General features: G+C 48.0%; 18 protein-coding genes, 2 tRNA genes, 2 rRNA genes and 1 pseudogene. 12 read left to right on the plus strand and 11 right to left on the minus strand.

The window, feature by feature from the left end:
- Nucleotides 1-61 precede the first annotated feature (61 nt).
- On the plus strand, nucleotides 62-520 hold the full coding sequence (gene crgA / locus BOCO_RS05705) for a cell division protein CrgA (protein WP_094723143.1): 459 nt from the start codon (nucleotides 62-64) through the stop codon (nucleotides 518-520).
- A gap of 320 nt (nucleotides 521-840) precedes the next feature.
- On the opposite strand, the gene BOCO_RS05710 is transcribed toward crgA, so the two are convergent.
- Complete coding sequence (locus BOCO_RS05710) at nucleotides 841-1,785, minus strand: rhomboid family intramembrane serine protease (protein ID WP_338023405.1); 945 nt, start codon at nucleotides 1,783-1,785, stop codon at nucleotides 841-843.
- A gap of 224 nt (nucleotides 1,786-2,009) precedes the next feature.
- On the opposite strand from BOCO_RS05710, the gene BOCO_RS05715 reads away from it, so the two are divergent.
- The gene (locus tag BOCO_RS05715; protein WP_094723144.1) at nucleotides 2,010-2,258 is read left to right on the plus strand and encodes a hypothetical protein; all 249 of its coding nucleotides are present in this window, start codon (nucleotides 2,010-2,012) and stop codon (nucleotides 2,256-2,258) included.
- 200 nt (nucleotides 2,259-2,458) lie between these two features.
- Entirely contained in the window at nucleotides 2,459-2,797 is a 339-nt protein-coding gene (locus BOCO_RS05720) for a sterol carrier family protein (RefSeq protein ID WP_420835408.1), read from the plus strand.
- A gap of 346 nt (nucleotides 2,798-3,143) precedes the next feature.
- On the opposite strand, the pseudogene BOCO_RS07565 reads toward BOCO_RS05720, so the two are convergent.
- Nucleotides 3,144-3,521: pseudogene (locus tag BOCO_RS07565) on the minus strand (DUF3073 domain-containing protein); the annotation flags it as partial.
- A 170-nt stretch (nucleotides 3,522-3,691) separates the two neighbouring features.
- Between BOCO_RS07565 and trpS the strand changes: the two are divergent.
- Nucleotides 3,692-4,783 (plus strand): tryptophan--tRNA ligase, encoded by a 1,092-nt coding sequence (gene trpS, locus BOCO_RS05730; RefSeq protein ID WP_094723147.1) that lies wholly within the window; start codon nucleotides 3,692-3,694, stop codon nucleotides 4,781-4,783.
- A 138-nt stretch (nucleotides 4,784-4,921) separates the two neighbouring features.
- On the opposite strand, the gene BOCO_RS05735 is transcribed toward trpS, so the two are convergent.
- The 4 genes from BOCO_RS05735 to BOCO_RS05750 all read right to left on the minus strand — a co-directional run bounded on the left by BOCO_RS05735 (nucleotide 4,922) and on the right by BOCO_RS05750 (nucleotide 10,281).
- Nucleotides 4,922-7,042, minus strand: a complete 2,121-nt coding sequence (locus BOCO_RS05735; protein WP_094723148.1) for an alpha-galactosidase — start codon at nucleotides 7,040-7,042, stop codon at nucleotides 4,922-4,924.
- A 57-nt stretch (nucleotides 7,043-7,099) separates the two neighbouring features.
- A complete protein-coding gene (locus BOCO_RS05740) occupies nucleotides 7,100-7,957 on the minus strand; it encodes a carbohydrate ABC transporter permease (RefSeq protein ID WP_094723149.1) in 858 nt (285 codons plus the stop codon).
- Nucleotide 7,958: 1 nt separating this feature from the next.
- Nucleotides 7,959-8,954: a carbohydrate ABC transporter permease gene (locus tag BOCO_RS05745; RefSeq protein WP_094723150.1), complete on the minus strand. Its 996-nt coding sequence runs from the start codon at nucleotides 8,952-8,954 to the stop codon at nucleotides 7,959-7,961.
- A 73-nt stretch (nucleotides 8,955-9,027) separates the two neighbouring features.
- Entirely contained in the window at nucleotides 9,028-10,281 is a 1,254-nt protein-coding gene (locus BOCO_RS05750; RefSeq protein WP_094723151.1) for an ABC transporter substrate-binding protein, read from the minus strand.
- Between the two features lie 336 nt (nucleotides 10,282-10,617).
- Here BOCO_RS05750 and BOCO_RS05755 point away from each other — a divergent pair, with 336 nt between their 5' ends.
- A complete protein-coding gene (locus BOCO_RS05755; protein WP_094723152.1) occupies nucleotides 10,618-11,646 on the plus strand; it encodes a LacI family DNA-binding transcriptional regulator in 1,029 nt (342 codons plus the stop codon).
- A gap of 113 nt (nucleotides 11,647-11,759) precedes the next feature.
- Here BOCO_RS05755 and BOCO_RS05760 read toward each other — a convergent pair whose 3' ends face one another.
- On the minus strand, nucleotides 11,760-12,731 hold the full coding sequence (locus BOCO_RS05760) for a hypothetical protein (protein WP_094723153.1): 972 nt from the start codon (nucleotides 12,729-12,731) through the stop codon (nucleotides 11,760-11,762).
- Nucleotides 12,732-12,964: 233 nt separating this feature from the next.
- On the opposite strand from BOCO_RS05760, the gene BOCO_RS05765 reads away from it, so the two are divergent.
- The 3 genes from BOCO_RS05765 to BOCO_RS05775 all read left to right on the plus strand — a co-directional run bounded on the left by BOCO_RS05765 (nucleotide 12,965) and on the right by BOCO_RS05775 (nucleotide 15,458).
- A complete protein-coding gene (locus BOCO_RS05765) occupies nucleotides 12,965-14,275 on the plus strand; it encodes a hemolysin family protein (protein ID WP_094723154.1) in 1,311 nt (436 codons plus the stop codon).
- A gap of 156 nt (nucleotides 14,276-14,431) precedes the next feature.
- The gene (locus BOCO_RS05770; RefSeq protein WP_094723155.1) at nucleotides 14,432-14,911 is read left to right on the plus strand and encodes a Dps family protein; all 480 of its coding nucleotides are present in this window, start codon (nucleotides 14,432-14,434) and stop codon (nucleotides 14,909-14,911) included.
- A gap of 85 nt (nucleotides 14,912-14,996) precedes the next feature.
- Nucleotides 14,997-15,458 (plus strand): HIT family protein, encoded by a 462-nt coding sequence (locus tag BOCO_RS05775; RefSeq protein WP_094723156.1) that lies wholly within the window; start codon nucleotides 14,997-14,999, stop codon nucleotides 15,456-15,458.
- Nucleotides 15,459-15,744: 286 nt separating this feature from the next.
- Here BOCO_RS05775 and BOCO_RS05780 read toward each other — a convergent pair whose 3' ends face one another.
- On the minus strand, nucleotides 15,745-16,515 hold the full coding sequence (locus BOCO_RS05780) for an SDR family oxidoreductase (protein ID WP_244568768.1): 771 nt from the start codon (nucleotides 16,513-16,515) through the stop codon (nucleotides 15,745-15,747).
- Nucleotides 16,516-16,687: 172 nt separating this feature from the next.
- Nucleotides 16,688-17,341 (minus strand): M48 family metallopeptidase, encoded by a 654-nt coding sequence (locus tag BOCO_RS05785; RefSeq protein ID WP_094723157.1) that lies wholly within the window; start codon nucleotides 17,339-17,341, stop codon nucleotides 16,688-16,690.
- Between the two features lie 125 nt (nucleotides 17,342-17,466).
- Between BOCO_RS05785 and BOCO_RS05790 the strand changes: the two genes are divergently transcribed.
- The 4 genes from BOCO_RS05790 to BOCO_RS05805 all read left to right on the plus strand — a co-directional run bounded on the left by BOCO_RS05790 (nucleotide 17,467) and on the right by BOCO_RS05805 (nucleotide 22,511).
- Nucleotides 17,467-17,540, plus strand: a tRNA-Ile gene (locus BOCO_RS05790).
- 30 nt (nucleotides 17,541-17,570) lie between these two features.
- Nucleotides 17,571-17,643, plus strand: a tRNA-Ala gene (locus BOCO_RS05795).
- A 221-nt stretch (nucleotides 17,644-17,864) separates the two neighbouring features.
- Complete coding sequence (locus BOCO_RS05800; protein ID WP_094723158.1) at nucleotides 17,865-18,809, plus strand: formate/nitrite transporter family protein; 945 nt, start codon at nucleotides 17,865-17,867, stop codon at nucleotides 18,807-18,809.
- A 117-nt stretch (nucleotides 18,810-18,926) separates the two neighbouring features.
- Nucleotides 18,927-22,511 (plus strand): ABC transporter ATP-binding protein/permease, encoded by a 3,585-nt coding sequence (locus tag BOCO_RS05805; protein ID WP_094723159.1) that lies wholly within the window; start codon nucleotides 18,927-18,929, stop codon nucleotides 22,509-22,511.
- A 980-nt stretch (nucleotides 22,512-23,491) separates the two neighbouring features.
- Here BOCO_RS05805 and rrf read toward each other — a convergent pair.
- Nucleotides 23,492-23,608, minus strand: a 5S ribosomal RNA gene (gene rrf / locus BOCO_RS05810).
- Between the two features lie 192 nt (nucleotides 23,609-23,800).
- Nucleotides 23,801-24,176, minus strand: a 23S ribosomal RNA gene (locus BOCO_RS05815); the annotation flags it as partial.

Consider the following 24,176-nt stretch of genomic DNA (forward strand, 5'->3'; position numbering starts at 1 on the left):
TAGTTACTTTAGAGTGTAACCGCTACTATGTCTTTATAAGCTATTAAAGGAGAATATTCTCATGGCAGAGCGCGAAGACCGCGATGACGACGTATCTGAAAACGGTAAGCTCAGCGGAGCGAAGGAAAGCGCTTCTGAGGCTGGGGAGTCACAGACAACTGAGACGCAGACAGATGCTGATGATGAATATGGCATTTCGATGGATAAAATCGAGGCTGTACTTAATCAGAAAGTAGATACCAAACACATGACCCCGCAAATGCGGCGCCTTGTGCAACGACAGGAAGAAAACACCAAACGAGTTGAGGAAACTATTAAGGGCACTCGCGCTAATCCACGCTGGTTCGTCCCTCTTTTCATCACCTTGATGATCCTCGGACTGATATGGATTGTTGTATATTATCTGGCTGCCACCATGGGGCACACAAGTTTCCCCATTCCACACATTGGCCAGTGGAATTTGTTAGTTGGCTTCGGTATTTTGCTGGTTGGCTTCCTGATGACTATGTGGTGGCGATAGAGACTATTGAGTTTCATACTTCTTCCACTGTGATACAGTAACGAATTAACAACGGGCTTCACTTTTGTGAGGCCCGTTTGAGTATATATGAATGAGTATCAGTTGTTTGTAGATAAGTACCGGCTAACCCATGGCATATTCAATAATCCTCTAGCCAGTATGTGGATATCTGAGACCCTTGTCAGCTCTTTTGGGAGGTAATGTCCTACTTATCCACCGTTATCCACCTCTTATCCTCCACTTATCCACACCTTTACTCACACTTGTGGATAGATTACAAGTGTGTAATTCCATGGATGCAAGTGAGCAGCTATAACCTTTTAAAACGGCATCATTATGCCATTTGTAGGACGATACCCGCAGCAGAGCAGGCTCACCGCAATCAACAGAAACAGAACAAGTAGTCCACTTATCCACATTCTGGTGTTTAAACTTTTCCCCCGTAAGAATCTTGCTCTTGAATTCAGCAGTAGAGTAAAGAACACACCGACGATAAATCCACCAACATGATCTTGCCAGGCAATTCCTGGTACAAAGAGCGGCATAGCTAAGTTGATACCCACAAAGACCAATAAAGACCGTATGTCAGTTCCTGAGCGCTTGTATACCACCAAAACAGCGCCAAAAAGACCAAAAATAGCGCCGGAGGCTCCTACTGCGGAGACCAGCCAATCTGCTGGACGGATCACCGCCGATACCAACAAGCCTGCACCCCCACCAACACCGCTCAATAGATACAGCGTTAGATAACGCCAATGCCCCATCATCCGTTCCAATACAGGACCGACTGTCCACAACGTCAACATATTAAAGAGAATATGAGTCACATTTGTGGCGTGCAAGAACATAGACGTGATATACATCCAAGGCTTGTGTCCGACCAAAAGGGGGATAAAAGCGCCATTATTCAGCAAGGATTCATAAAAGCTGGGATTCAGGTAATAACCATAGAGCTCTAAAAGCCAAACCATCACACAAAGAACTGTAATAATGGTGGTTATTACCGGACCATCATTGAGCCAATACAAACGCAACCGAGACCTGATCCTACTCATCTGTCTATTAGGCTGAGGACTGCTTGACATCGGTTGCTCGGGTGCACCATAGGGGTAATACGGAGATCCATTGGTAGTCTGCCCATACTCCGGTGTTGGATTGTACTGTTCTCTGCCCCAGTAATACTTGAGCGCTCTTCTCAAACGGCTAGCAGCCCCACTCTGGAAAGACCGAGTATCATGCGCTAAAAGAGAGCCTTGGTAAGTCATGCTCCCATCCTACTTGGTCTCCCCAGACTGATTTCATCCATAGCTTGCTTGCCTTCAATGGCAGCAAAATGATTCAACCTAACAACACGAAGTCATCAATATGATGATAAAACACTAAAAATCACTAGAAGACACACGCAACCACCACAATGTGTCTACTACACTTAGAGAATAGGAGAACCGACTATGCGGGAAGTCGGCGAGATTCGTTGAAAGGAAGCAATATGGAGAACAAATCTTCAAGCGGCTGGAAGTTCTTTGCCCTGCTCTTCGGCACTCTGCTAGCGGCTGTCGTGGCCCTCTTTGTGTACAAGCAGCAGAACCCCGAGTATGACCCCTGGGAAGAACCATGGGAGAACTCCTCTTCACCAGTTGATCTAGGTCTGCCAGGACAAGAAGAAAGTGGAGAACAGAATTCTGCAGTTACAGCAGGAAATGATTCCTCTTTTGAGTCAGTTGCCCAGGAAATCTAAGACACAGTACTGGTGGCCTTCAGACAGGTAACTACGAAGCTCCGTGCAATGAACCAAATAGGTTTTGCACGGAGCTTTATTACTATCTAGCAGAAGTCAATTAAGAAAAGACATAGAACATGAGCGCTATACGTGAAAGTGACATTGCAGAGGGACGCCGTGACTTCCTAGCATGGAGGGATAAAGCCAAGGCGCAGGAAATGACTTCAAGCAAGGATGAAGAACGGCTTAGTATCAATCCAGACTTACCTCGTCAGCAGATAGCTATGGCAATCAGATACTCGCTCCACATGCTGGAAATAAAAGCTCCTGGGCAGGGTGTAGAGGTACGCGTGTCACCTTGGGCTGCCGTAAAAATTTTGGAAGGCCCAGCTTCCGATCCTCATAACTTGACTCCACCTGACGTCATTGAACTAGAACCAGATGTTTGGCTGCGTATGGCCACTGGCATCACGAGTTGGAGAGAAGAAAAAGAAGTTGGGCGCATATCCGCCGTTGGTGAGCGCGATGACCTTTCTGAGCTCCTACCTTTGGTGTAAAACCTCATATAAAAGACAGGAACACGGCAGCACTGATATCAGCTTGTGCGCCAAGTTCCTGCCTTTTTACATAACTAGGCTAATTCTTAGGCTATTTACCTTCAGCCGCCTTGGTTGCCTTGGCAGGTTTTGTAGCCTTAGTAGCTACTGTCTTTTTCTTAGCAGCCGCCGGCTTTTTAGCAGTTGACTTGCTAGTACTTTTTGAGGCACTTGAAGCCTTTGTAGTAGAGGTTTTGACCGTTGAAGTTTTCTTCTCAGTTTTACTCTCAGCAGTTTGCCCCCCAGTTGCAGAGGCAACCTCTTCCGATTGTTTTTTACTTACAGGTGTCTTAGGCGTTACACTCGCAGAGTGCCTGTGCTTGAGGGCAGCAGGCACTGGAATCGGTATCGGCTTACGCCGAGGCTTTACCACCGGCATCTCACCTGAAGTAGCCTTTGCAGCCGCCTCAGCGGCCCAACGTGCGTAATCGTCTAAGTCATCGTCTACTGAAGGCTTAGCTGAATGCTTCTCAGCAGTAATCGGATCAATGTCCGAATGCTCAGACCCCAAGCTCTCCTTGGCATCAAGCTGTTCCTCTGCTACTTCAAATGAATCAGCCTGATTCCCAACAGATCCCCGACTAGCCAACTCCTTCTGGAGCTGATTGTAGTCAGTATCAGTTGTCAGATATTTGAGCTTACGGGCTATTTTTGTCTGCTTAGCCTTCTGACGTCCGCGGCCCATCCGACCCCCTTCGCCAGTTTGTGCTCTTGAGCAACGTGTTCTTATATGTGCATTACTTTCGAGATTACCACTTACTCGCTTGTCGGCTCGAACTTTTACGATAAAAGCAATATTTAGTGACAAGTTTCACCTCACTTTTTTCGAGGAGCCGAACAAGGAAAGCAGCAGTCATGGGCAGCGAGCAGCAAGTTACAGCAGCAGGCAATGAGGTAAGCGCCAGCTTCCTAGCAGCGAAGAAACGCTCAGATGCTGTACAGGAAAAACTGGATGCTCAGCCTGATACCTTTACTATGCTTACTGGAGACAGACCCACAGGACGCTTGCACTTAGGTCACTACTTTGGGTCCATCAAAAGTCGAGTCGAACTGCAAAACAGAGGCGTACACACCAATATTGTAGTTGCCGACTACCAGGTCATCACCGATCGTGATACCACTGATCACATCACCGACAACGTACTCAACATGGTTCTAGATTATTTGGCGGCCGGCATTGACCCGAAACGAACCATGATTTTCACTCATTCATCTGTCCCCGCAGAAAACCAACTCATGCTTCCCTTCCTCTCATTAGTCACAGAAGCAGAGCTCCACAGAAATCCAACAGTCAAATCTGAGATGGAAGCCTCGGGGCATGCACTCACAGGCCTACTGCTCACCTATCCAGTTCACCAAGCCTGTGACATCCTCTTCTGTAAGGCTAACGTCGTTCCTATCGGGAAGGATAACCTGCCACACGTGGAACTCACTCGCACTATCGCCCGTCGATTCAACGAACGCTATGCCCGCAACAATCCCGTGTTCCCAGAACCTGCTGCCATTCTTTCTGAAGCACCCGAAATACCAGGCTTAGACGGCCGCAAAATGAGCAAATCCTATGGCAATTCTATTATGCTGGGATCTACCGCTGAGGAAACTGCCAAGTTAATTAAAAAGAGTCCGACAGACTCTGAGCGCCGCATCACCTTTGACCCGGTAGCTCGCCCACAGGTCTCTGCCCTACTCACTACAGCAGGACTTGTCACGGGACGCGATCCGGCAGAGATTGCCAATGAGATTGGCGACTCGGGCGCAGGTGCCTTGAAACAGTATGTCATCAGCTCAGTCAATGAATTCCTAGCACCTCACCGTGAACGTAGGGCCGAGTTAGCTCAAGATATGGATACCGTGAGAGACATCCTCGAAGACGGCAACAAGCGCGCCAACGCTATAGCTGAGGAGACCCTGAATCAGGTCCGTTCAGCTATGGGTATGGCCTACTAAACTGCCTCTTCACAACTAAGCGGTGATACATACTCAAGTCAACACTTGGCAGTCGTTCCTGCATCACCACACCACCGCAGAAAAAGTCACCAGAGCAAGCGGCTAACATCTCTCACGTTGAGCCATGCCAAGAGGACACTACACGCGTTCTATGTCAACAATTCTTGCTGTTTCTGGCCTGCAGCGAGGCATACGGAAGCCCACCTGAGCAAGATATTCACCCGACACATGCTCCTGACCAAGAGGGCCTAGAACATCGAATGTTTCTAGGGTCGCCTCTGGTTGGATAGGACTGGTCCATGTCAGCTTGTACTGAGCAGTGGGATCTAGACCTGGTATACGAAGGAAGATTCCGCGATTACTGCTTGACTCTTCGTACTGAATATGGGCGATGATAGCCCTGCTACCGTCTTGCGCAAGTACACCTTGAGCAAGCACTGCCTCATCTGCTGTATCTAAGCGAACAACATCACCTGAATGCAGAAAATCACGATGCTCCTTGTACCAGGCAACCCAAGCCCCTAAACGTTCCAAATCAGCGTCAGAAGCATCACGAATATCCCACTCGATACCGAACGAATAAAAGACGGCAGTGGCAGCCCTAAAATCTAAGCTGTACGAACGATGAGTCTGTTGGGAGCACGGCTGGGAGATATGGGCACCAATATACTCAGGAGCTACCGTTTGCATGGTCCAGGGTTGAATGAGCTGCCGACTCAAAGCATCTGTCATATCTGAATTCCAAAAACGGCTCACATGCTCAATAACGGACATATCGATGCGTCCACCGCCAGAGGCACATGACTCCCATGCCACATGGGGGAAGCGCTCACGTAAACGATCCAAAAGCCGGTAATACGCCAAGGTTTGCTGATGGACAGCCGGCGACCGACCATGTAAATCTGAACCAGCTTCCAGGAGGTCACGATTGTGATCCCATTTCACATAATCAATCTGATGTTCTTCTAGGACAGCACTCACCTTCTGATAGACGTATTCGAAAGCCTCAGGATTCGTCAAATCTAAAACCAGCTGGTTGCGCTGAAGTAGCGGGTTTTCTTGGCGAGCACGCATGGCCCAATCAGGGTGCTGTCGGTAAGTATCAGAGTCAGGGTTAATCATCTCTGGCTCAAACCATAAGCCAAACTGCATGCCCTTGTCATGCACATAATCCACTAATGGGGTCAGACCTTGAGGCCATACCTCCTTATCTACCCACCAGTCACCCAAGCCAGCTGTATCGTCTCGACGTAGGTGGAACCAACCGTCGTCCAACACATAACGCTCAACACCAATACGCGCAGCCCTATCGGCTATATCTTGCAACTTATCTAGGTCATGGTCAAACATGACTGCTTCCCAAACGTTCAAGGTAACGGGCTGACTCTTCGGATGCGCGGGAAGTGTTCGCTCCCAGCTGTGAAGACTGTGCATGATGGGGTCCATACCAGCATTAGAAGCTGTCACAAGGACCCAAGGACTCTTGTACTCCTGCCCTTCTTCCAGTACCACTTCACCGGGCAAGAGCAGCTCGCCAGCACTAATTCCCGCAGCAGTTGCACTGTTACGATCAACTGACAGCACAGTATTGCCACTCCAAGCTGGCTGCACACACACTACTTGGCCCTGGTGGAAGTTAAAACCGGGAGTTCCCACCATAATGACAGGCCCCTCAAAACCAGTACGCCCCCAACGGAATTCCCTAACCCAAGCACCATCGTGTACATCGTGACGCTGAGGCTGGCGCTCCTTTTCATGACGGCCGGCAAAATCCAGAATTTCTGTCTGATTGTCAGCTAACGGTATGCGCACCTTGAGACCTTGCAGCAAGTATGAACCTGGAGCAATGTTTCGTACTGTATGCCGGATACGCAAGGAACCACCGGCTAACGTTTCGATACACGTGGTTACCTCTAAACCACAGTCCTCATCCTTGGCAGACATGCATAGCTTCTGCTCGCTACACTCAGGATCGCGATCAAGTATAAAGCGGGGTGACCAATCCTGACCTGTAGAAATGCCGTTAGGGTGCGGCAGTATTCGCTGCCCCTCAATTCCGGGATGTATATATACATCTTGCGAATGCTCTGTCAGCAGCGGAGTACGCCCTATCTTCTGAGCTGGGCCACTCACAGGAGACATTCCATCTGTACTAGCCCACAGCGAGCATACCTGAGGTAAATCGTCGCCAGCTTTAGCCTCTGACAACATCAGACGGGTCTGTTGTTTCGCAGTAGTTGATGCGGATGGGAACAACATGTGAAATCCTTCCTTTGGCACAGCTACGCTAAGCCATGCATTCTGTTTTAATGACTCCTACTTAACCGATCCTGCGATCATGCCCGCTATGAAGTAACGCTGGAGGAACATATAAGCAATAACAATTGGCGCTGCTGCCATGAGTGAAGCGGCTGCAGCTATTCCTAAATTGTTAGTATTCGCCGAGAAGAATGAGGCCACTCGGGGAGCTATAGTTTGGGCCTGCGGATCGGTCAGGATGTAACTAGACAAAGCGTAATCGTTCCAGACTGTCGACCCTGTCATGATAACCACCGTTGCCGTCACCGGTTTCAGCATAGGCAATATAAGGCGAACAAATACTGTCAGTTTATTGGCACCATCCAATGAACCGGCTTCATCAATAGCAGGTGGAATTGAACGGATGAAGGCTGTGTATAAGAAGACAGCTAACGGTAAGTTTGTGGCGGTTAAAACCAAAATAATACCCCAGTAATTATTAACCCCATTAATGTTTACTAAGAACGAATACAGAGGAACCAAAATACTTAACGGCGGAATCATCATCATCGACAACATGAAGGATGATACCCACTTGTTGCACCTAGTCTGGCGGCGGGCTAGTGGATAAGCTGCCGCTGCACCAAGGGTACAAACCAAGAAGGTAGTACCGACGGTAATAATGACACTGTTGATAATTGAGCGAGGAATACCACCCTCGTTGACTGCCTGCAACCAATTAGACCAAGCCAGGTCATGGGTCCGCAAGGTTACAACAGACGACATATCGTCCGCAGGCTTAAACGAAGTTGTAATAGCAAAATAGAAGGGCAACAGCTGCACTAGGCAGACAATGACCAAGAAGAGATACATAGCCCAGCGACCACGCTTGTAATCGCGTTCGGTCTTGTTGACGCTCATCGATGAACTCGACATATCAGGCCTCCCAATCCAACTTCGCCAAGCCTTTGTTGACCAGCCAGGTAACAATTGCAATCAGGAAGAAAAGGAAAACACCTATAGCTGAGGCATAGCCAGCTGCCTGATTGTCAAAATAGACCGTACCGATGTAGGTAGAGATGGAATTCGTAGAGTAACCAGGTCCACCACCTGTAAGCACTTTCACCATGTCGTATAGCTTTAGGCCACCGATAAGATTGAGTACCACACTGGTAGTGAACGATGGGGCTAGCATAGGAAGGGTGATGTTCCAGAATTTCTTCCAACCTGAAGCCCCATCCACCTCAGCCGCCTCTACTACTTCCTGGTCCATAGTTTGCAAGCCAGCCAAGTAGATAATCATCGAGACACCTACAAACTGTATGGAGTTAACGATAACGATGATGGCTACTGAAAATCCAGCATTGTTAAACCACGCAACTTTGCTCATACCAACCGCTGCAAGCAGTGCATTGAGCGCTCCTTGCTGATATTGGAATACAAAGTAGTACATGATACCCATAATCACAGGAGCAACTAAAGCGGGCAGGTAGATAATTGCCCTCATGAGAGTGCGCCCTTTAATCTTGGCATTCAGCAGCAAGGCCAAAGCTAGGCCTAAAATCTGCTGAATGACTGTGCTACCAATGCCATAAATGAACGTATTGACCACAATCTGCTTAAAATTCGCATCTGTGAGCATCTGCTTGTAGTTAGCCAGACCCACGAATGATTTAGCCTCATTGTACCCATCCCAATTGGTGAAAGAGAGACCGATACCAGAGATGAGGGGGTAAATAATGAACACAACCAGCACCACGAGGGCAGGTATATAAAACAGATTAACCGAGGCTCCCTTGAGTGAGCTATGGGGGCGAACCTTATTGCCTGCCTGGCGATGGTCACCCAACCTTCGCTCTTCTTCCACCGTGCCAATATTCCCCTGTGACACAGCAGAAGGCGAGGGACTTGTTGTTCTTTCGTCATCTTTCATGATTGACTACTCAGCTTTCCCCAATCGATAAGACACATTTTGTGCATACAAACTAACGGACCTAGTTTGCATGTCAGGAAGATTTCTGATTTTTGAGACTTTCGAAGGAAGTCTTAACCTGGTCTGCAGCACTTTGAGGATTAAGCTGCCCTGTGATCAAACCATCAGTCGATTTAGCCAAAGTGTTATACATGCCATTGGGTAGGTAGATTCGATCAAAGAAGGGCACCGTCTTGGTTTTGCGCTCATTAACCCAATAGTTATACGAGGGTTCAAATTGCCCGAGCGCCGATGTAACACCTGTAAGAGCTGAGTCATTCATGAGTATGTTGACCAACTCCTGCATATTTTCGGGTTCAGCCATAAAATCGATGTACTTGAGAGCAGCATCTTTCACCTTGCTGGTCTTAGATACTCCAAAGGCCATGTCTTCTCCCGTTGAGAAGTAAGGATCACCAGTGTTTGATGGAATGGGCATCAAACCCAACTTGACGTTTGGATTATAGGATGCAATCAACTGGGCATTACCATTAGATCGGAAGTAGAAACCAGCCTTATCCGATGCCATGAGTCTCGCGACATCATCTAGGGTTGCTGAGGTGTAATCCACGTTGAAATAACCATCTTTAGACCATTGGCTAATCAGGCTGGTGTAAGCTTCATAAACTTTGGTGTCAAATGTACCTCGTTTGAGAGAAGAAAGCTGCGCCTCGTTATAGACTCCAGGTAAAATGTAGTCAGCTAAATCGCCATTTGGCCCCGGGTCTTTAGGACTGGAGACGATTGGAGTTATCCCCTTGCTCTTAAGCTTCTCACATGCTTGTTTGAAAGCATCCCAAGAGTTAATTGCTTTCGGATCAATTCCTGCTTGTGTCAGTACTGTCTCGTTGTACATGATTCCAGAAACCTGAATGTCGGCAGGCAAAGCATAGAACTTGCCATCTTTGGTTTTAAACACATCATCGCCCAAGGGCTTCATCCTCTTAGCCCAGGAACGATTTTCAAGTGGCTCCAGGAAGTTAGCATAGCGATCACGAGACCACCCATGGGTGTTCCAAATATCAGGAGGATTGTGGCCAGCGAGACGTACTTTTATGTCATTCTCGTTGGTATTGGTTCCTGGCACCAGTTTAATTTGTATGTCAGGATTCTTTGATTCGAACTTTTTAGTAATGGTTTCTAAGGCTTTCAACTGAGGAGTGCCAATAGATTGCATGGTCATAAATTCAACAGTTTTTTTACTTCCCGAGGAAGAACCACATGCCGTTAAAGATCCTAGCGCAAGAACACCACACAGGGCTGCGGCTACATATCGAATTCGTTTCATTAACTACTCCTTCGTAGATATTTTCCTACTGTGGCAATCAGGCTCAGCATTGAACTATTGTCTAACTACCTTCGATAAGAATCGAGTATACACGTGTAGATACTATTATCAAAATTAGTTTCGCTCCAAACTATGTCAAGCAGTTCTTATCCAAACGAAAGCTACATACAATCTATATCGAACATTCATTTATCACACAAGTGATTCCTGGAATTGTACATTAAATCACACTACAGAAAAATAAAACAGTGAGAATTAAAGAGAATCTACCCGTGTAGATAGAATAAAAAAGGTATTATTAAAGAACAGTGTTTCAAGTTGAGAGACAGGACATGTATGACAGAAGGCAAGTTCACCGAAACCTCACCCCGGAAGCGGGCTACGAGGGCAGACGTGGCCCGTCTAGCCAATGTCTCAACAGCTGTAGTTAGCTATGTTTTCAACAACGGGCCGCGCAATGTTTCTCCAGACACTGCCGAAAGAGTCAAAAAAGCAGCTCAACTTCTAAATTACCATCCAAATTCCACCGCACGAGCACTACGTACTGGTTTCTCTAAAATGTTGGGTGTTATAGTCCCTGATTTTTCCAACCCCTTTAGTGCAGGCATCTATGAGGAGCTTCAAAACATAGCCGCAGCACACGGATACTCCCTCTTTTATATGAACGTTCATAGTGACAAAAAGGCAGAAAGCAAGGCCATACAAAAGCTAATAGAACGTAACGTAGATGCCATTTTCCTATCATCTACAAGGGATTACGCCCAGCTTAATATGTCCCATCTTGATGAAGCCCACTTCATCTTCATGGATCAACCACGCCCCATTTCAGGAGCTAAATGCGTTTCTACAGACTTTTATGACTCCGCATACCAAGCCGTAGGGCACCTTATCTCTCATGGACATCGTTCGGTTGCCATGCTCTTCGGCGGTTCTCCCAAAAACTCTATCGACAAGAGAGTTCAAGGTTGGTATGACGCCCATCTTGACGCTAATTTACACCCAGGTCCGATAATCCAATCCTTTTATTCGCGGGAAGGTGGCTATGAGGCCACTACCGAACTTCTGAATTCAGCAACTCCACCTTCCGCAATTTTTGCTGCTTCAGATCTGGAAGCTTTGGGAGCACTTCGTGCTATCCACGAACGAGGACTTCATGTTAGCAAGGATGTTGCCATCGTTTCTTTTGACGGAACCGTCGACTCTCTCTACACATGGCCCCAACTGACCACCATGCAGCAAAATGCACACGACATTGCCCAAAAAGCCATGCAGGCAGCCCTCGAACCAGAAACAACACCGGACGTCCAACTCGTGGAAGCCAAACTCGTCATCCGCCAATCCTGCGGTTGTAACGCCAACAAGTGACTATAAGCCCACAATCCAACTCCCAGTCAGTCCGTCAGATGAGTACAGTCTTCCAGAACCTTCGTGCGCAACCGACCAAAGGCTAGGCTCATATTTTTGCGAATATACTCTCACTATGAACCTACCCTCTGTGGAATTCGAATCTGTCTCAGTGCAGCCAACAGGGGCTTTCGCAAGCGCAGTTGCTCGTAATTAATCCGCACAATCCCACTAACTCCTGCCCGATAAAGTAGCTTTTCACGCTCACGCTCATCGGCCACTACTTGGCGAATGCTGCGTCCTCCAACCATGTGTGGACTCACATATTTACCTGTGCCATCAAACTCCAAAACTACAGTGCGCCCATCCGTTAAAAACCAGGCAAAATCGACGCGCACCACCTTGCTCCTATCCAACGGATCTCGAAACTCACACTGAAGCTGTGGCACCTGGAATCCCGCTTCTATAATTGCTGCCCTGCAAGCCGACTCACCCCCGTTCTCACTTAATGGATTGGCATAAAAGAGCAATCGAAGTATTGTGTGACGACCCTTGCGCACTGTGCAACACTCAAGCTCTACCTTTGCTGCTGTCGTGAGTCGCTTTCGAAGAGCTGAATCAAACATCGGTAGCACTTCTTCAAAGGTATACATTCGCCCACAGTCCACCAATGTGCGCGCCGGATTAGTTACCCTCAAGTTGCTTACTCGGCAGGCAGATACCTCCTTCATCCGTACATATTTGAGCTGCTTGCAAGACGTTTTACTACCCGCACCCTGCCCGTACTTTCTAGCAATATGTATGCGCTTATGATGAATACTCCATTCGTGTTCCAAACCCCATATGGCCGCGGCTGTAGGACCAGCAAATACCCAGTTTTTGTGTTGCAGCCCTAAGGCTTTAGCAACCTGGACTGTTTGCCGGCTTGGATCGAGCGTCACCCAATAAGCAGAACGTGCATAGAGGTTAGGGTATGGACTTACCAACTCACCTACGCGCAGCCTCCTGTGCAGAGCCTTATACTCGGCATTATTGCTTCCAAAACAGCAGCGACCCTGGCTTTCGGCTTGCCTTACCAGAGCATCTACTCGTTTATTGTGTTTCATATTAGCGAGTGTAGGAATATCGAGTAGCTATCACGAGAACTACCGAATACTGTGGTCAAACATGGGCACATCACTATCTGTTGCGATTTATGTGCCTTTGCGACACAATGAGCGACTGATAACTCGCAACTACAGATAGTAAAGTGCGAGTTTTGAGTCTCTGACCTTTCTATAACGCACATAGGCATAGTCCATTTCCTGCGTTTATCGCAGATGTACCGTAAATTAGTGGTATGGAGCTTTGGCTTAATATTCTGCTGGTTTTTATCTTTTTAGTGATTGGGTCAGTCTTTTCTGGCACTGAATTAGCGCTGGTGTCACTTCGCAGTTCCCAACTTGATCAAATGGAACAAGAGGACGCTCGAGGGGCTCGCGTAGCCAAAATCGCTCGAGACCCCAATACCTTCCTGTCAACCGTCCAAATAGGAGTCACCCTTTCTGGCTTCTTGTCAGCCTCTTTCGGGGCATCATCTATCGCCCCTTCTGTAGTCCCTCTTGTCATCTCATGGGGTCTTCCCAATAGCCTGGCTTCTACGTTAACGACTATCGTATTGACACTGATTATTTCTTATTTTTCGATTGTGATTTCTGAGCTTGTCCCCAAACGAATTGCCATGCAACGCACTGAACAGATAGCTCGTGCTGTGGTGCCTGCCATCGATGTTTTCTCGACTATTTGCAAGCCTCTCATATGGCTTATTGCTAAAAATACCAATGGTTTAGTCCGACTATTAGGATTCGATCCTCAGCAGACTGACACCGAAGTAAGCGATGATGAACTGCGAGTTCTAGTATCATCTAATACCAATTTAAGCAAAGATGAACGCATGATTCTAGGCGACGTTTTTGACGCCTCTGAAACCAGTGTGGCAGAGGTCATGAGGCCACGAGCTGACGTGGTCTTCATTAGTGGAGACATGACGCTGGAGAAGGCAGCTGATTTTGTTCGCAAGGAGCCTTACTCCAGATATCCAGTGACCGGTCGCGACTTTGACGACGTCTTGGGATTTGTGCACGTCCGTGATTTGCTTGACGTGCGCGACCCCACGGCTCAGACCGTAGCCGATGTAACGAGACCAGGCATTTCTCTTCCTGGCACCTCGAGGCTCCTACCAAGTCTTGAAACTTTACGCAAACGCGGCATTCACCTAGCAGTCGTTATCGATGAATACGGCGGCACGGATGGCATTGTGACCTTGGAAGACATGACCGAGGAACTTGTTGGTGACATACGTGACGAGTACGACTTACCTGAAGAAAAAGGCGGTGCAAGGCCCGACCGTACAGCTTTTGTCGATGGAGTAGCCACTGTCGAAGGAGGCATGACCATTGAAGATTTTGCTGACGTAACTGGCATTGAACTCGAAGATGGTCCCTATGAGACCGTGGCGGGTTACTTCCTAGCACACACTGGCAAGCTGGGCGAAGTTGGCGAGGTGTTGCACTCAGACGATGGCTACGACATGGTCGTCACCCAAGTGGATGGCAGACGTATCGAAACCATTGAGGTTCGCAAGCGCGACAACGAACAAGTCACTAGCTAAAAACGCTCACGCGAATCCACATGTTGGTCTCAAGTTGACTTCCTGCCGGAGAGTTCTACTCTTGAATGTAAGGCATAGTCTTATAACGACTGGCCCCCTGCCAGATGCAGCGCTAGACCGGAATCTATCCGGCAGACAGCCAATGAAGGAGCAATTATGGCATTAGAATTCACAGTTCCCGGACTCGACGAGACTTCCAGCAAAAAGGCTATTGAGATTTTACAAAGCCGTTTAAGCAACGAACAAGAATGCGCGCTTATTTTAAAGCACGCCCATTGGAATATGAAAGGCAAGAACTTTATCGGTATTCATGAGATGATGGATCCCGAAGTCGATGCAGTACTTGCAATGGCCGATGAAACAGCTGAACGCATAGCCACGCTCGGTGGCCAAGCTGACGGACGCCCCGACGATATTATCAAGAACCGCACGCACAACAGCTTCGATATTGCCGGACGTCAAGAAGCTCTTGACTATCTCAAGGCCCTCAATGATTACTATACCGACTTCATCAAAGCCGACCGTGAAGCAATCAAACAGCTCGACGACGTAGATATTGTTTCATCTAACATTGTTCAAGATCATGTCCAAGAACTTGAGCACTTCCAATGGTTTATGAGAAGCCATCTCATCTGATTTATGCAGTTTCTGCAAAGCGGTCACCACGCACACAGTGCCACGACCGCTTTGCTTCCACTGTGCTGAAGGAGCATGAACAACTATGAGTGAAGACTGGAAGAGTGACCGCATTGAGTCGGCCCGCCAAGGAACTAATCCTACTGTTATAGCCCGTATGAAGAGCGGTTTCGCTGTACTGGGTGATATGCAATTTTTACCCGGTTGGTGCATTCTTTTACCAGAACACCAGACTGATTCTCTTAATGATTTAAGCATGAACGAACGATCTGATTTTTTACTCGACATGTCCATCTTAGGCGACGCAATCTTATCCGTTTGTCAACCTGATCGCATTAATTACGACATCCTCGGCAACACCGACAACTACCTTCATGCACATGTCTATCCTCGGTATACTTGGGAGCCTCCAGAACGAAAGCCTCTGCCTGTTTGGCTCTACGAGGACCACTATTGGTCAGACCCCGAAACTGCATTCTCACTGGAACACCACGGGGACATGATGAATAAATTACGTTCGTATATCTCTGCCCACAGTCCATCTTGAGCATAGTTACTCACAAAACTGCTTCCGTTGCCGCTGTTGGCTCATCAAACCAGCAGAAAGAACTTACCTTCTTGCTCGGCAGCAAGTTTTCACTGGTATACCTTTTCCGTGAACTGAGCCAGCCCTCTGCGTGTAACCTGCATACCTGTTAGACGCATTTTATGAGCTTTCTCAATTTCGCATCCTCTACTCGTGAATTCCCCAGATTCACAGCGGGTGCACTGGGCCGTTCACCCTCTAACACTGCTGAGAGTGCGCTGCTCTCATGCACCCGGAACAACGATTGCTACTTGCGGTACACCTTAGTGTAGGAACCTTCAGCCCGAGGACGGACAACGATTTGATCAATATCTACGGTGTCCGGTTGGCCTAGAGCCCACTGGACACAGTCAGCGATGTCTTCAGCGGTCAAAGGATTAGGCACTCCTGCATAGACTGCTTGCGCCTTGGACTGGTCACCGTCAAAACGTTTAAGAGCAAACTCATCAGTATGGACCATACCAGGCGCAATATCAATTACCCTTACTGGCTCACCGATGAGCTCCAATCGCAAAATGCGAGCCATAACCCTTTCTGCCGATTTAGAGGCGCAGTATCCGCCACCACCTTCATAAGGTTCAATGCCCGCAGTGGAGGATATAACTAAGACACTACCTTCAGACTCTTGTAAAGAAGGCAACAGCTTTTGTGTAATACGAAGAGTCCCCAAAACATTTAGCTCATACATGGCCCGCCAGTCTTCTATCTTTGAAGCTGCCACTGGCGACTTCCCAATCGCCCCACCTGCACAGTTCACTAATGCCTTAACTGGCCCCTTGCTTACGATAGCCTCCACTGCAATTTGAGTAGAATCTTCATCAGTTATATCGCACACCTGATAAGAAAAGGCCTGACCTAACTCATCGGCGAGCGCCTCGAGTTTCTCTCTTCTACGGGCAAGACCCACAACCTCCCAGCCCGCCTCCACCAATGCCTTGGCCGAAGCTGCCCCAATACCGCTGGATGCACCTGTCACAACTGCAAGCCTCTTCTGAGACATTCCTGCTTCTGTACTCACGGTCCCGTACCACCTTTCTATCGTATTGACAGTCTACCCGCGTAACACCCACTACTCTGAGAGTGACCGCCTACTTGCCAAGATACCCGCACTTACAGCTTATGGAAAGACTTTGAAGCAAATGTGGTTGAAGGAAAATATATTCACATAGTTATTCACACTCGGAACCTACTCACACAATTACATGTTGATTTAACTGCTTACGTAGGCTTTTCCACTGTGGCAGGTATGAGCTCATAAGGTGCTGAAAGAGTGGACCGTGCCCTGAAGCGCGAAGATGAGTCAATTCATGAACGAGCACATATTCCAAAAGCTGTGGCTCCAACCAAGCCAGCTCTACATTGAGCCGAATCCTTCCCGTAACTGGAGTACAAGAGCCCCAGCGCGTCTTCATCTGCCTGAGCGTAATCGAGCTAGGTTCCCTACCCACAATCGGCACCCACTTGGACAATAATTCCGGCAGCTGACTGGCAATAATCTGCCGCGCCTGACTCATTCGTTCTTCTGCATTATCTCCCTTCTCATCTGACATATGATCATGTTGGAGACTTTGCTGCGCATCACTGATCCGAGCTTTCATACGTAGGACCCAAGCCCAGCGAGACCTTACTAAGTGTAGAATCTCCTCCTGAGACATTGTCAAGGGGGCAGTCACTTCAACATGACCGTCAGGTAACTTCACACGCAAGTAGGCATTGCGGATATTTTTGCGTATCACGAGTACCTGTTCATTATTTGTTTGTACCCATTGCCTTGAATACTCGTTCTGAGCTACACTAGCAGCACCAAGGCCAGAACGTACCTGTGAGCAACATATTGAAGACATATACCTATTTTCCTTCAACCCGATGATTTCCACCCACTAGCTAAGACACTCGAAGCTCATACGAATTGACTTTTACACGCCATATGGTAATCTCTTTGTTGGTATGATTACGCATCATGCAGTACGGGCCCGTAGCTCAGCTGGTTAGAGCGCATCCCTGATAAGGATGAGGTCGGAGGTTCAAGTCCTCCCGGGCCCACGCTAGATTCTTTATGAATCTGCGAAGTACGGGGCTATGGCGCAGCTGGTAGCGCATCTGCTTTGCAAGCAGAGGGTCAGGAGTTCGAGTCTCCTTAGCTCCACAAGCAGCTCGGAAACTTTGTATGATAAGTTTCCGAGCTTTTCTTTTCAACAATTAAAGTTAAAACAGGAAAAGTATAAGCGCCTATGCCATATTTGATAAGAATCTAATGCTTACGCTAAGTTGAAAATGTAACACGAAAATCAACTCATGAGGATGTTGGCACATTTGCCTATGGCAAACATTGCTATATAGGCACTTATGCCAGTCAGAAACAGAATTATGCCTATACAACAGAGACTAAACGAACCACTTGCGAACTCACAGGCAGCATCAGCTCCTTCTGCCAACATCGATGAGTCCCTCAAGCCGCTCTTCCCAGGGCGCACCTTTATCTCGAACGTGCTAGAAGTAGTTGACAGTAAAAACACCATGACTGGCAAGATGACTGGCAAATACTTACAAAGGGCCATAATGGCCGGCATCCTCGTGGCCACTTTTTTCACAGCCTTCTTCTCGATCGTTGGACAGTTCTCAGCTGCCCCTACGAATCCAGGGCTGATACTAGTTGGCCGTGTTATAGGAGCTTTTACCTTTGGTTGGGCCTTGGTTTTAATCTATTACACCAATTCTGAACTGCTGACTTCAAACATGATGGTAATTACCATAGGCTCTTACCATAGGAAAATCAGCTGGCTGGATTCTCTCCGTATTCTTACTCTCTGCCTGCTAGGAAACTTAATCGGCGTCTTGATTGTGGCTACCATTCTGCGCTTTTCCACAATTATCTCCGGCTCGACACTGACTCAGATGCTAGCTGCTGCTAGTACTAAAACTGGTTATGTGCTGAACGGCTGGAGTGGCGTAACAGACTTGCTTGTGCGTGCTATCTTCTGCAACTTCTGTATCAACATAGCCATGCTCATGGTTTATAACGGCAAATTAACTAATGATTTTACTAAGTGCACCATCATGGTAGTTGCAGTTTTTGTCTTCTCCTTCTGTGGATTCGAACACTCAATTGCAGATTCTGCTCTTTTCCTCATTTTAGGACTACATGGACTAGTCAATGTGCGACTAGCAATAGCTGTCGTCTTTGTTGCTATGCTTGGCAACTTCATTGGTGGTGGCATCCTCATTGGCCTTAACTTTGCCACTATGAATGACGAACGACGGTACTCAGCTAGCCCCAAAAACGTTGATGCCACATTAACCTCTACCCAATAACCCTTTCACTAGCTGCTGTATCACGAGACAATTACTATCAGCCTATTGTCCAAGGTTAACGATTTTGCTAGGGTCGTAGATAGTACGTTTCGTTGACCAACAGACAAAGCAAGTGAAATGATTAGTAAAGAACTTCTTAAGTTACCAGGTACAGACCTGCGCCGTTCCATCCTTATGGGAATCCTACAAGCTATCGGTTCGCTAGCCGAGATTCTCTTACTGCTCATTGCCTTTTTTGGCCTAACCCAAATTTTCGGAATTATTCCTCCTAGCTGGATTGCGCTGTTCACCTTGGATCCAGTTACAACTATCATTTGGCTGCTGTCGCTTACCGCAATTAAAGCCTTATCTGACATGATTGCGAATCAGACCTCGCTTAGCATCAGCGACCAACTGAGCGCGGAACTTTCCTCAGACCTTTACCAATCCTTATTTAACACTCAGCAAGCTGTAGTTGACATACCCAAGGGAAGAGAAGAGACGTCTGATCAGAGCATGGCGATGCTATCTACTGAAGGCATCAAGTCAATCTCCGACTACTTCACCACTTTCCTCCCCACTCTTATACAATCCTTGCTGATGATTGTGGTTGCAGCTCTTGTCTTAATTCCTCTAAACTGGGCCGCGGGCCTCATCATCATGCTTGGAATGCTGCTCCTGCCCCTTTCTGCCAACATGATGCGTTCTAAGCAGGTGGCCGAACAAGTTGCCCACCTAAAAAAGTACAACCATATCGGCATTCGCTTTGAGGAAGCCTTGCGTGGCTTGACAACGCTCAAAATTTTCCATGCTGACCAATCCGAAGCAGACAAGCTCAGTGAGGACTCAGAGGGCTTCCGTAAAGTTACTATGAAGCTACTTGCCGGTCAGTTACGCAGTCTCATAGGATCAGATGGGGTAATCTACCTATCCACCATACTTGCAACGCTAGTAACAATTTTCATGGATCGCATGAATCCCTTGAATATGCTAACGGCAATAGTAGTAGCAATAGTTGGGATTCGTCTCTTCGGTCCTGAACGCCAGATGGTGTATTATACACACGCAGCAACGGTAGCAATCAAGCAAGGTAAGGCTGTTGCTGCAGTCAGAGCTGACCTAAGCAGCAAACAAACTACTGCTGAACACACCGGGGACTCTCAATTCGATACAACACAAAGCATTGCCACGAATGGCGAATTTGAAAACACCCAGATACTTTCCACAGGCGTTGCTTTGAACAACCTCTCCTTCTCATACCCTAGCGGTTTCCAAGCCTTGGAAGATATCACTCTTGATTTACCGACCACAGGCCACTATGGCCTAGTTGGTGCTTCTGGATCTGGCAAAAGTACTCTCACTTCACTGTTAGCTGGCAGATTACCAGGATACGAAGGCTCACTCACCATCGACGGAAAAGAAGTCTCTGGCCTTGCCCAAGAACAGTTAATCTCCCTCATTACCGTCGTCAAGGGGAGTGACCATCTTTTTGCTGGTACAGTGCGTTCCAATCTCGATCCAGCTGGATTGGAATACTCCAACGAAGATCTCACTCGAGTTCTCTTAGAAACCGACTTGCAGGAACTTTTGGATGAACGCGGCGGCTTAGACAGCCCAATTGAACAGTCTGGTGCCAACCTCTCTGGAGGCCAACGTCAAAGGCTCATAATAGCCAGGGCACTCCTGCGCCATTCACCTATATACATTTTTGATGAGGCAACCAGCGCCGTAGACCGTGAACACGACCAGAGCTTAGCTGCACTGATGAACAAGCTCAGTAAAGAAGCACTCGTGATCACCATTACGCACAGGCTAGCGAGTGTACGTCAGGCAGACTGCATATTTATGCTGGACAAGGGTCACATAATCCAATCTGGCAGCTTCGAACAACTAACTCTTCAACCTGGACTGTTTGCCCAACAATGGCAGGAACAGAACAGACTCGAACAACTATCATCTCAAGGTCAACCGTTTACTGCAATATCAGCGTCTACCCGCAGCAATACAACCGTAGACGAATCTGTCGATGGACCAACCATAGCCCCCACAGGTACCTTAGCGACCATGAAACGGTTGCTTGAATTCATGCGTCCACTCATGCCAATAGAAATCAGGGCCATCGTATGTGGAACCTTAGGCCACCTGTGTTCTATAGGCACGCTTATATGTGGCTCAGCTGCCATTCTTGGTGTCTTTATTGGAGACACAAGTCTTAGCCAATACTGGCGTATTTTTGCAGCAACCGCTGTTGTCATGGCTCTTATGCGAGGTCCCCTTGCATATGGTGAGCAGTTCTTCAACCATCAGATGGCATTTAGTGCTTTACGCGACATTCGCAACACTGTTTTTGATAAGATGCGTTCACTAGCTCCAGCAGTATTAGCTAAACGTGGGCGAGGCAACCTAGTCACAGTCATCACTCATGACATTGAGCTGCTAGAGATCTTCTATGCTCATACGCTATCCCCGATAGCTATCGCCATCTTTACTGCCGTCATTAACACAATAGTGATCTTCTGCTTGAACCCATTCCTTGGACTGTTTGCTCTTGTATGCTATCTCACTCTTCTCATCGTCCCGGCTTTATCTGCGGATCCCAACTACCAGGTAGCTTTAGAAGAGCGCAATGCCCAAGGATCTTTACATACACTTCTGCTAGAGTCCTTGGAAGGCCGCAGTGAGCTCATCGGCTTAGGTGCCGCCTCCAACACACGCAAGCGCCTAAACGAGGCTACAGACACCATGCTGGATGCTCGCAACCAGACTGGGCTCAATGCCGGTTGGAATAACCTATTCACACAAATCTTTACTTTGCTTGCCTTTACAGCTTTCTGCATCGTTGGTATCTTTACTGCTTTCAGAGGCCAGATTTCGTTCCAAGAGCTGATCATCGCTTTCGTTGGCTTCGCTGCCTCGTTCGCACCAATCACCTCGGTTGCTCGATTGAGCGCTGGCATCCAACCCACTCTAGCAGCCGCAAAACGTGTGTTCTCACTCTTAGATGAGAAACCAGCTGTTACAGAGAACACTGATGGCACTGCGGTCGCTTCCTTCACTGGCATCAATGCCCAGGACCTAAGCTTCTCCTATAGTGACCAGGCCGACAACACCAAGCCAATATTGAACGGCATTAGTTTCGATATTCAACCTGGCACTGTTGTGGGAGTACAAGGAGATAATGGTAGCGGTAAGACAACCCTTATTGACTTGCTGATGCACTTCCGCGAGCGCTCTGGCGGCCAGCTCACCATTAGTGACCAACCCATCGAATCTATCCGTACAGCAGACCTTCGTAATTTGGAAACACTGGTCAGTCAGGATACATTTATTTTCAGCCAATCCTTGGCAGAGAACATCGCCATTGCTCGACCTGACGCCAGCACAGAAGAGATTGTACAAGCCGCTCAGCAGGCACGTCTCGACGATGTCATTGCTCAACTGCCAGACGGTTTAGAACATGTACTCAGCGCAAACGGTTCAGAGCTCTCAGAGGGTCAGAAACAGCGTGTGGCAGTTGCTCGTGCCTTCTTAAGCCAAGCGCCCTTCCTAGCGTTAGATGAGCCTACTAGCAACATGGATGCCTTACTTGAGGGAAAGATAATAGATGCTCTAGTCTCCAACCAGCAGGGCAAGACCTATCTCATTGTCTCTCACCGTCCAGCTGTCTTAGCACACGCTCAAAAACTACTAACACTCAGTAATGGTCAACTTACTGAGGACTGACAGGTAACTTTATCCAGAAAAATCTATACGGGGCATCCGACTCTGGGTGCCCCTTACTTGTACTTATAAAATAATTGATCAAAAAAGTATTTTATTATCTATTGTGAACTCTTTGATACCGAACTTAAACAAGGTGTCTGCATTCTCAATAAGACATGATTAAGCTGTCACCAACGAAACAGCAATCACCGTAAAATCTTGAAGGTAGTAGACGCTGTTTCTAATAGGCGAAACTCTGTAGGCCAGAGCTGGTACTGAAGTATGCTCATACATCTATCTAAATCTCTTTGCGTATTTTCGTTTTAAGCCGTTCATAGTAAGAATTCTGACCACTGTAACCAGTTTCACGTTCATTGTGTTGTTGGTTGGTGTTTGTTGGGTGAGAAGACTGGTATACAGTTAAAACCCTTATAACCAAACTTTCACCAGCTTAAACCACTCATTACTACCAGAATACGCTCCACCCACTTACCTGGTGGGATACTATCGTAAGCCAGTCTCCGCAAGCCTACAACTACAAAGCACTGAACACCCGCCCTCGAAACCCAAAGCGACCACCACACATAAGAGCCACCATCATCACACAGGCACCATCATCACACCAGCACCACCTCACACACTCAAGCACTCTCACTCACACACCAGCACACCCTCACACTCACCAAACACCCAAGACCAAACCAACAACCAACCACAAACCACCAACCACACCAACACACTCAGGCACACTCAGGCACACTCACAAACTCACATACACACCCAGCATCCAAGACCAAACCAACCACCCAAGACCACTAATACCACCCCAGCAACTCAAGATCGGCACTACCAAACCAACACACTCTCACACAGCCACACTCACATACGTACACACTCACACACAACCACTCTCACACACCACTCTCACGCCAGCACACGCCATCACATACAGTAGGACCCTGGGAAACAAACGCTTCCCAGGGTCCTACCCATAACGTGTAATGCGGCGGTGTGCTACTCTCCCACACCCTACCGAGTGCAGTACCATTGCCGTGCTGGGCCTTAGCTTCCGGGTTCGGAATGGAACCGGGCGTATCCCCCAGGCTATGACCACCGCAAATCTTAACTTATCCCACCACCTCCACAACAGAAGTGAGGTTCCGGGTGACAATCGGGGAACCGGCTAGTAGACGCGTTTCATATAATCCATTCATTACTAGACTGCTTGCAGAACGACCCTGACCATCACGCATGCTTCACGCCTGATCACGTTCATCACTCTCATCAACCAACCCCTATCAAAGGCTGGGATTATGATTACCATCAGCCATTAGTACCGGTCAGCTTCACCCCTTACAGAGCTTCCACATCCGGCCTATCAACCACGTGTTCTACATGGGGCCTCTCACACTTCAAGAGTGCACGGAATCCTTATCTTGGAGGGGGCTTCCCGCTTAGATGCTTTCAGCGGTTATCCCATCCGAACGTAGCTAACCGGCCGTGCCACTGGCGTGACAACCGGCATACCAGAGGTTCGTCCACCCAGGTCCTCTCGTACTATGGGCAGGTCTCCTCAAGATTCCAACGAGCGCAGAGGATAGAGACCAAACTGTCTCACGACGTTCTGAACCCAGCTCGCGTGCCGCTTTAATCGGCGAACAGCCGAACCCTTGGGACCTGCTCCAG

The sequence above is a fragment of the Bombiscardovia coagulans genome, from assembly GCF_002259585.1.
GTDB classification, from domain to species: Bacteria; Actinomycetota; Actinomycetes; order Actinomycetales; family Bifidobacteriaceae; genus Bombiscardovia; species Bombiscardovia coagulans.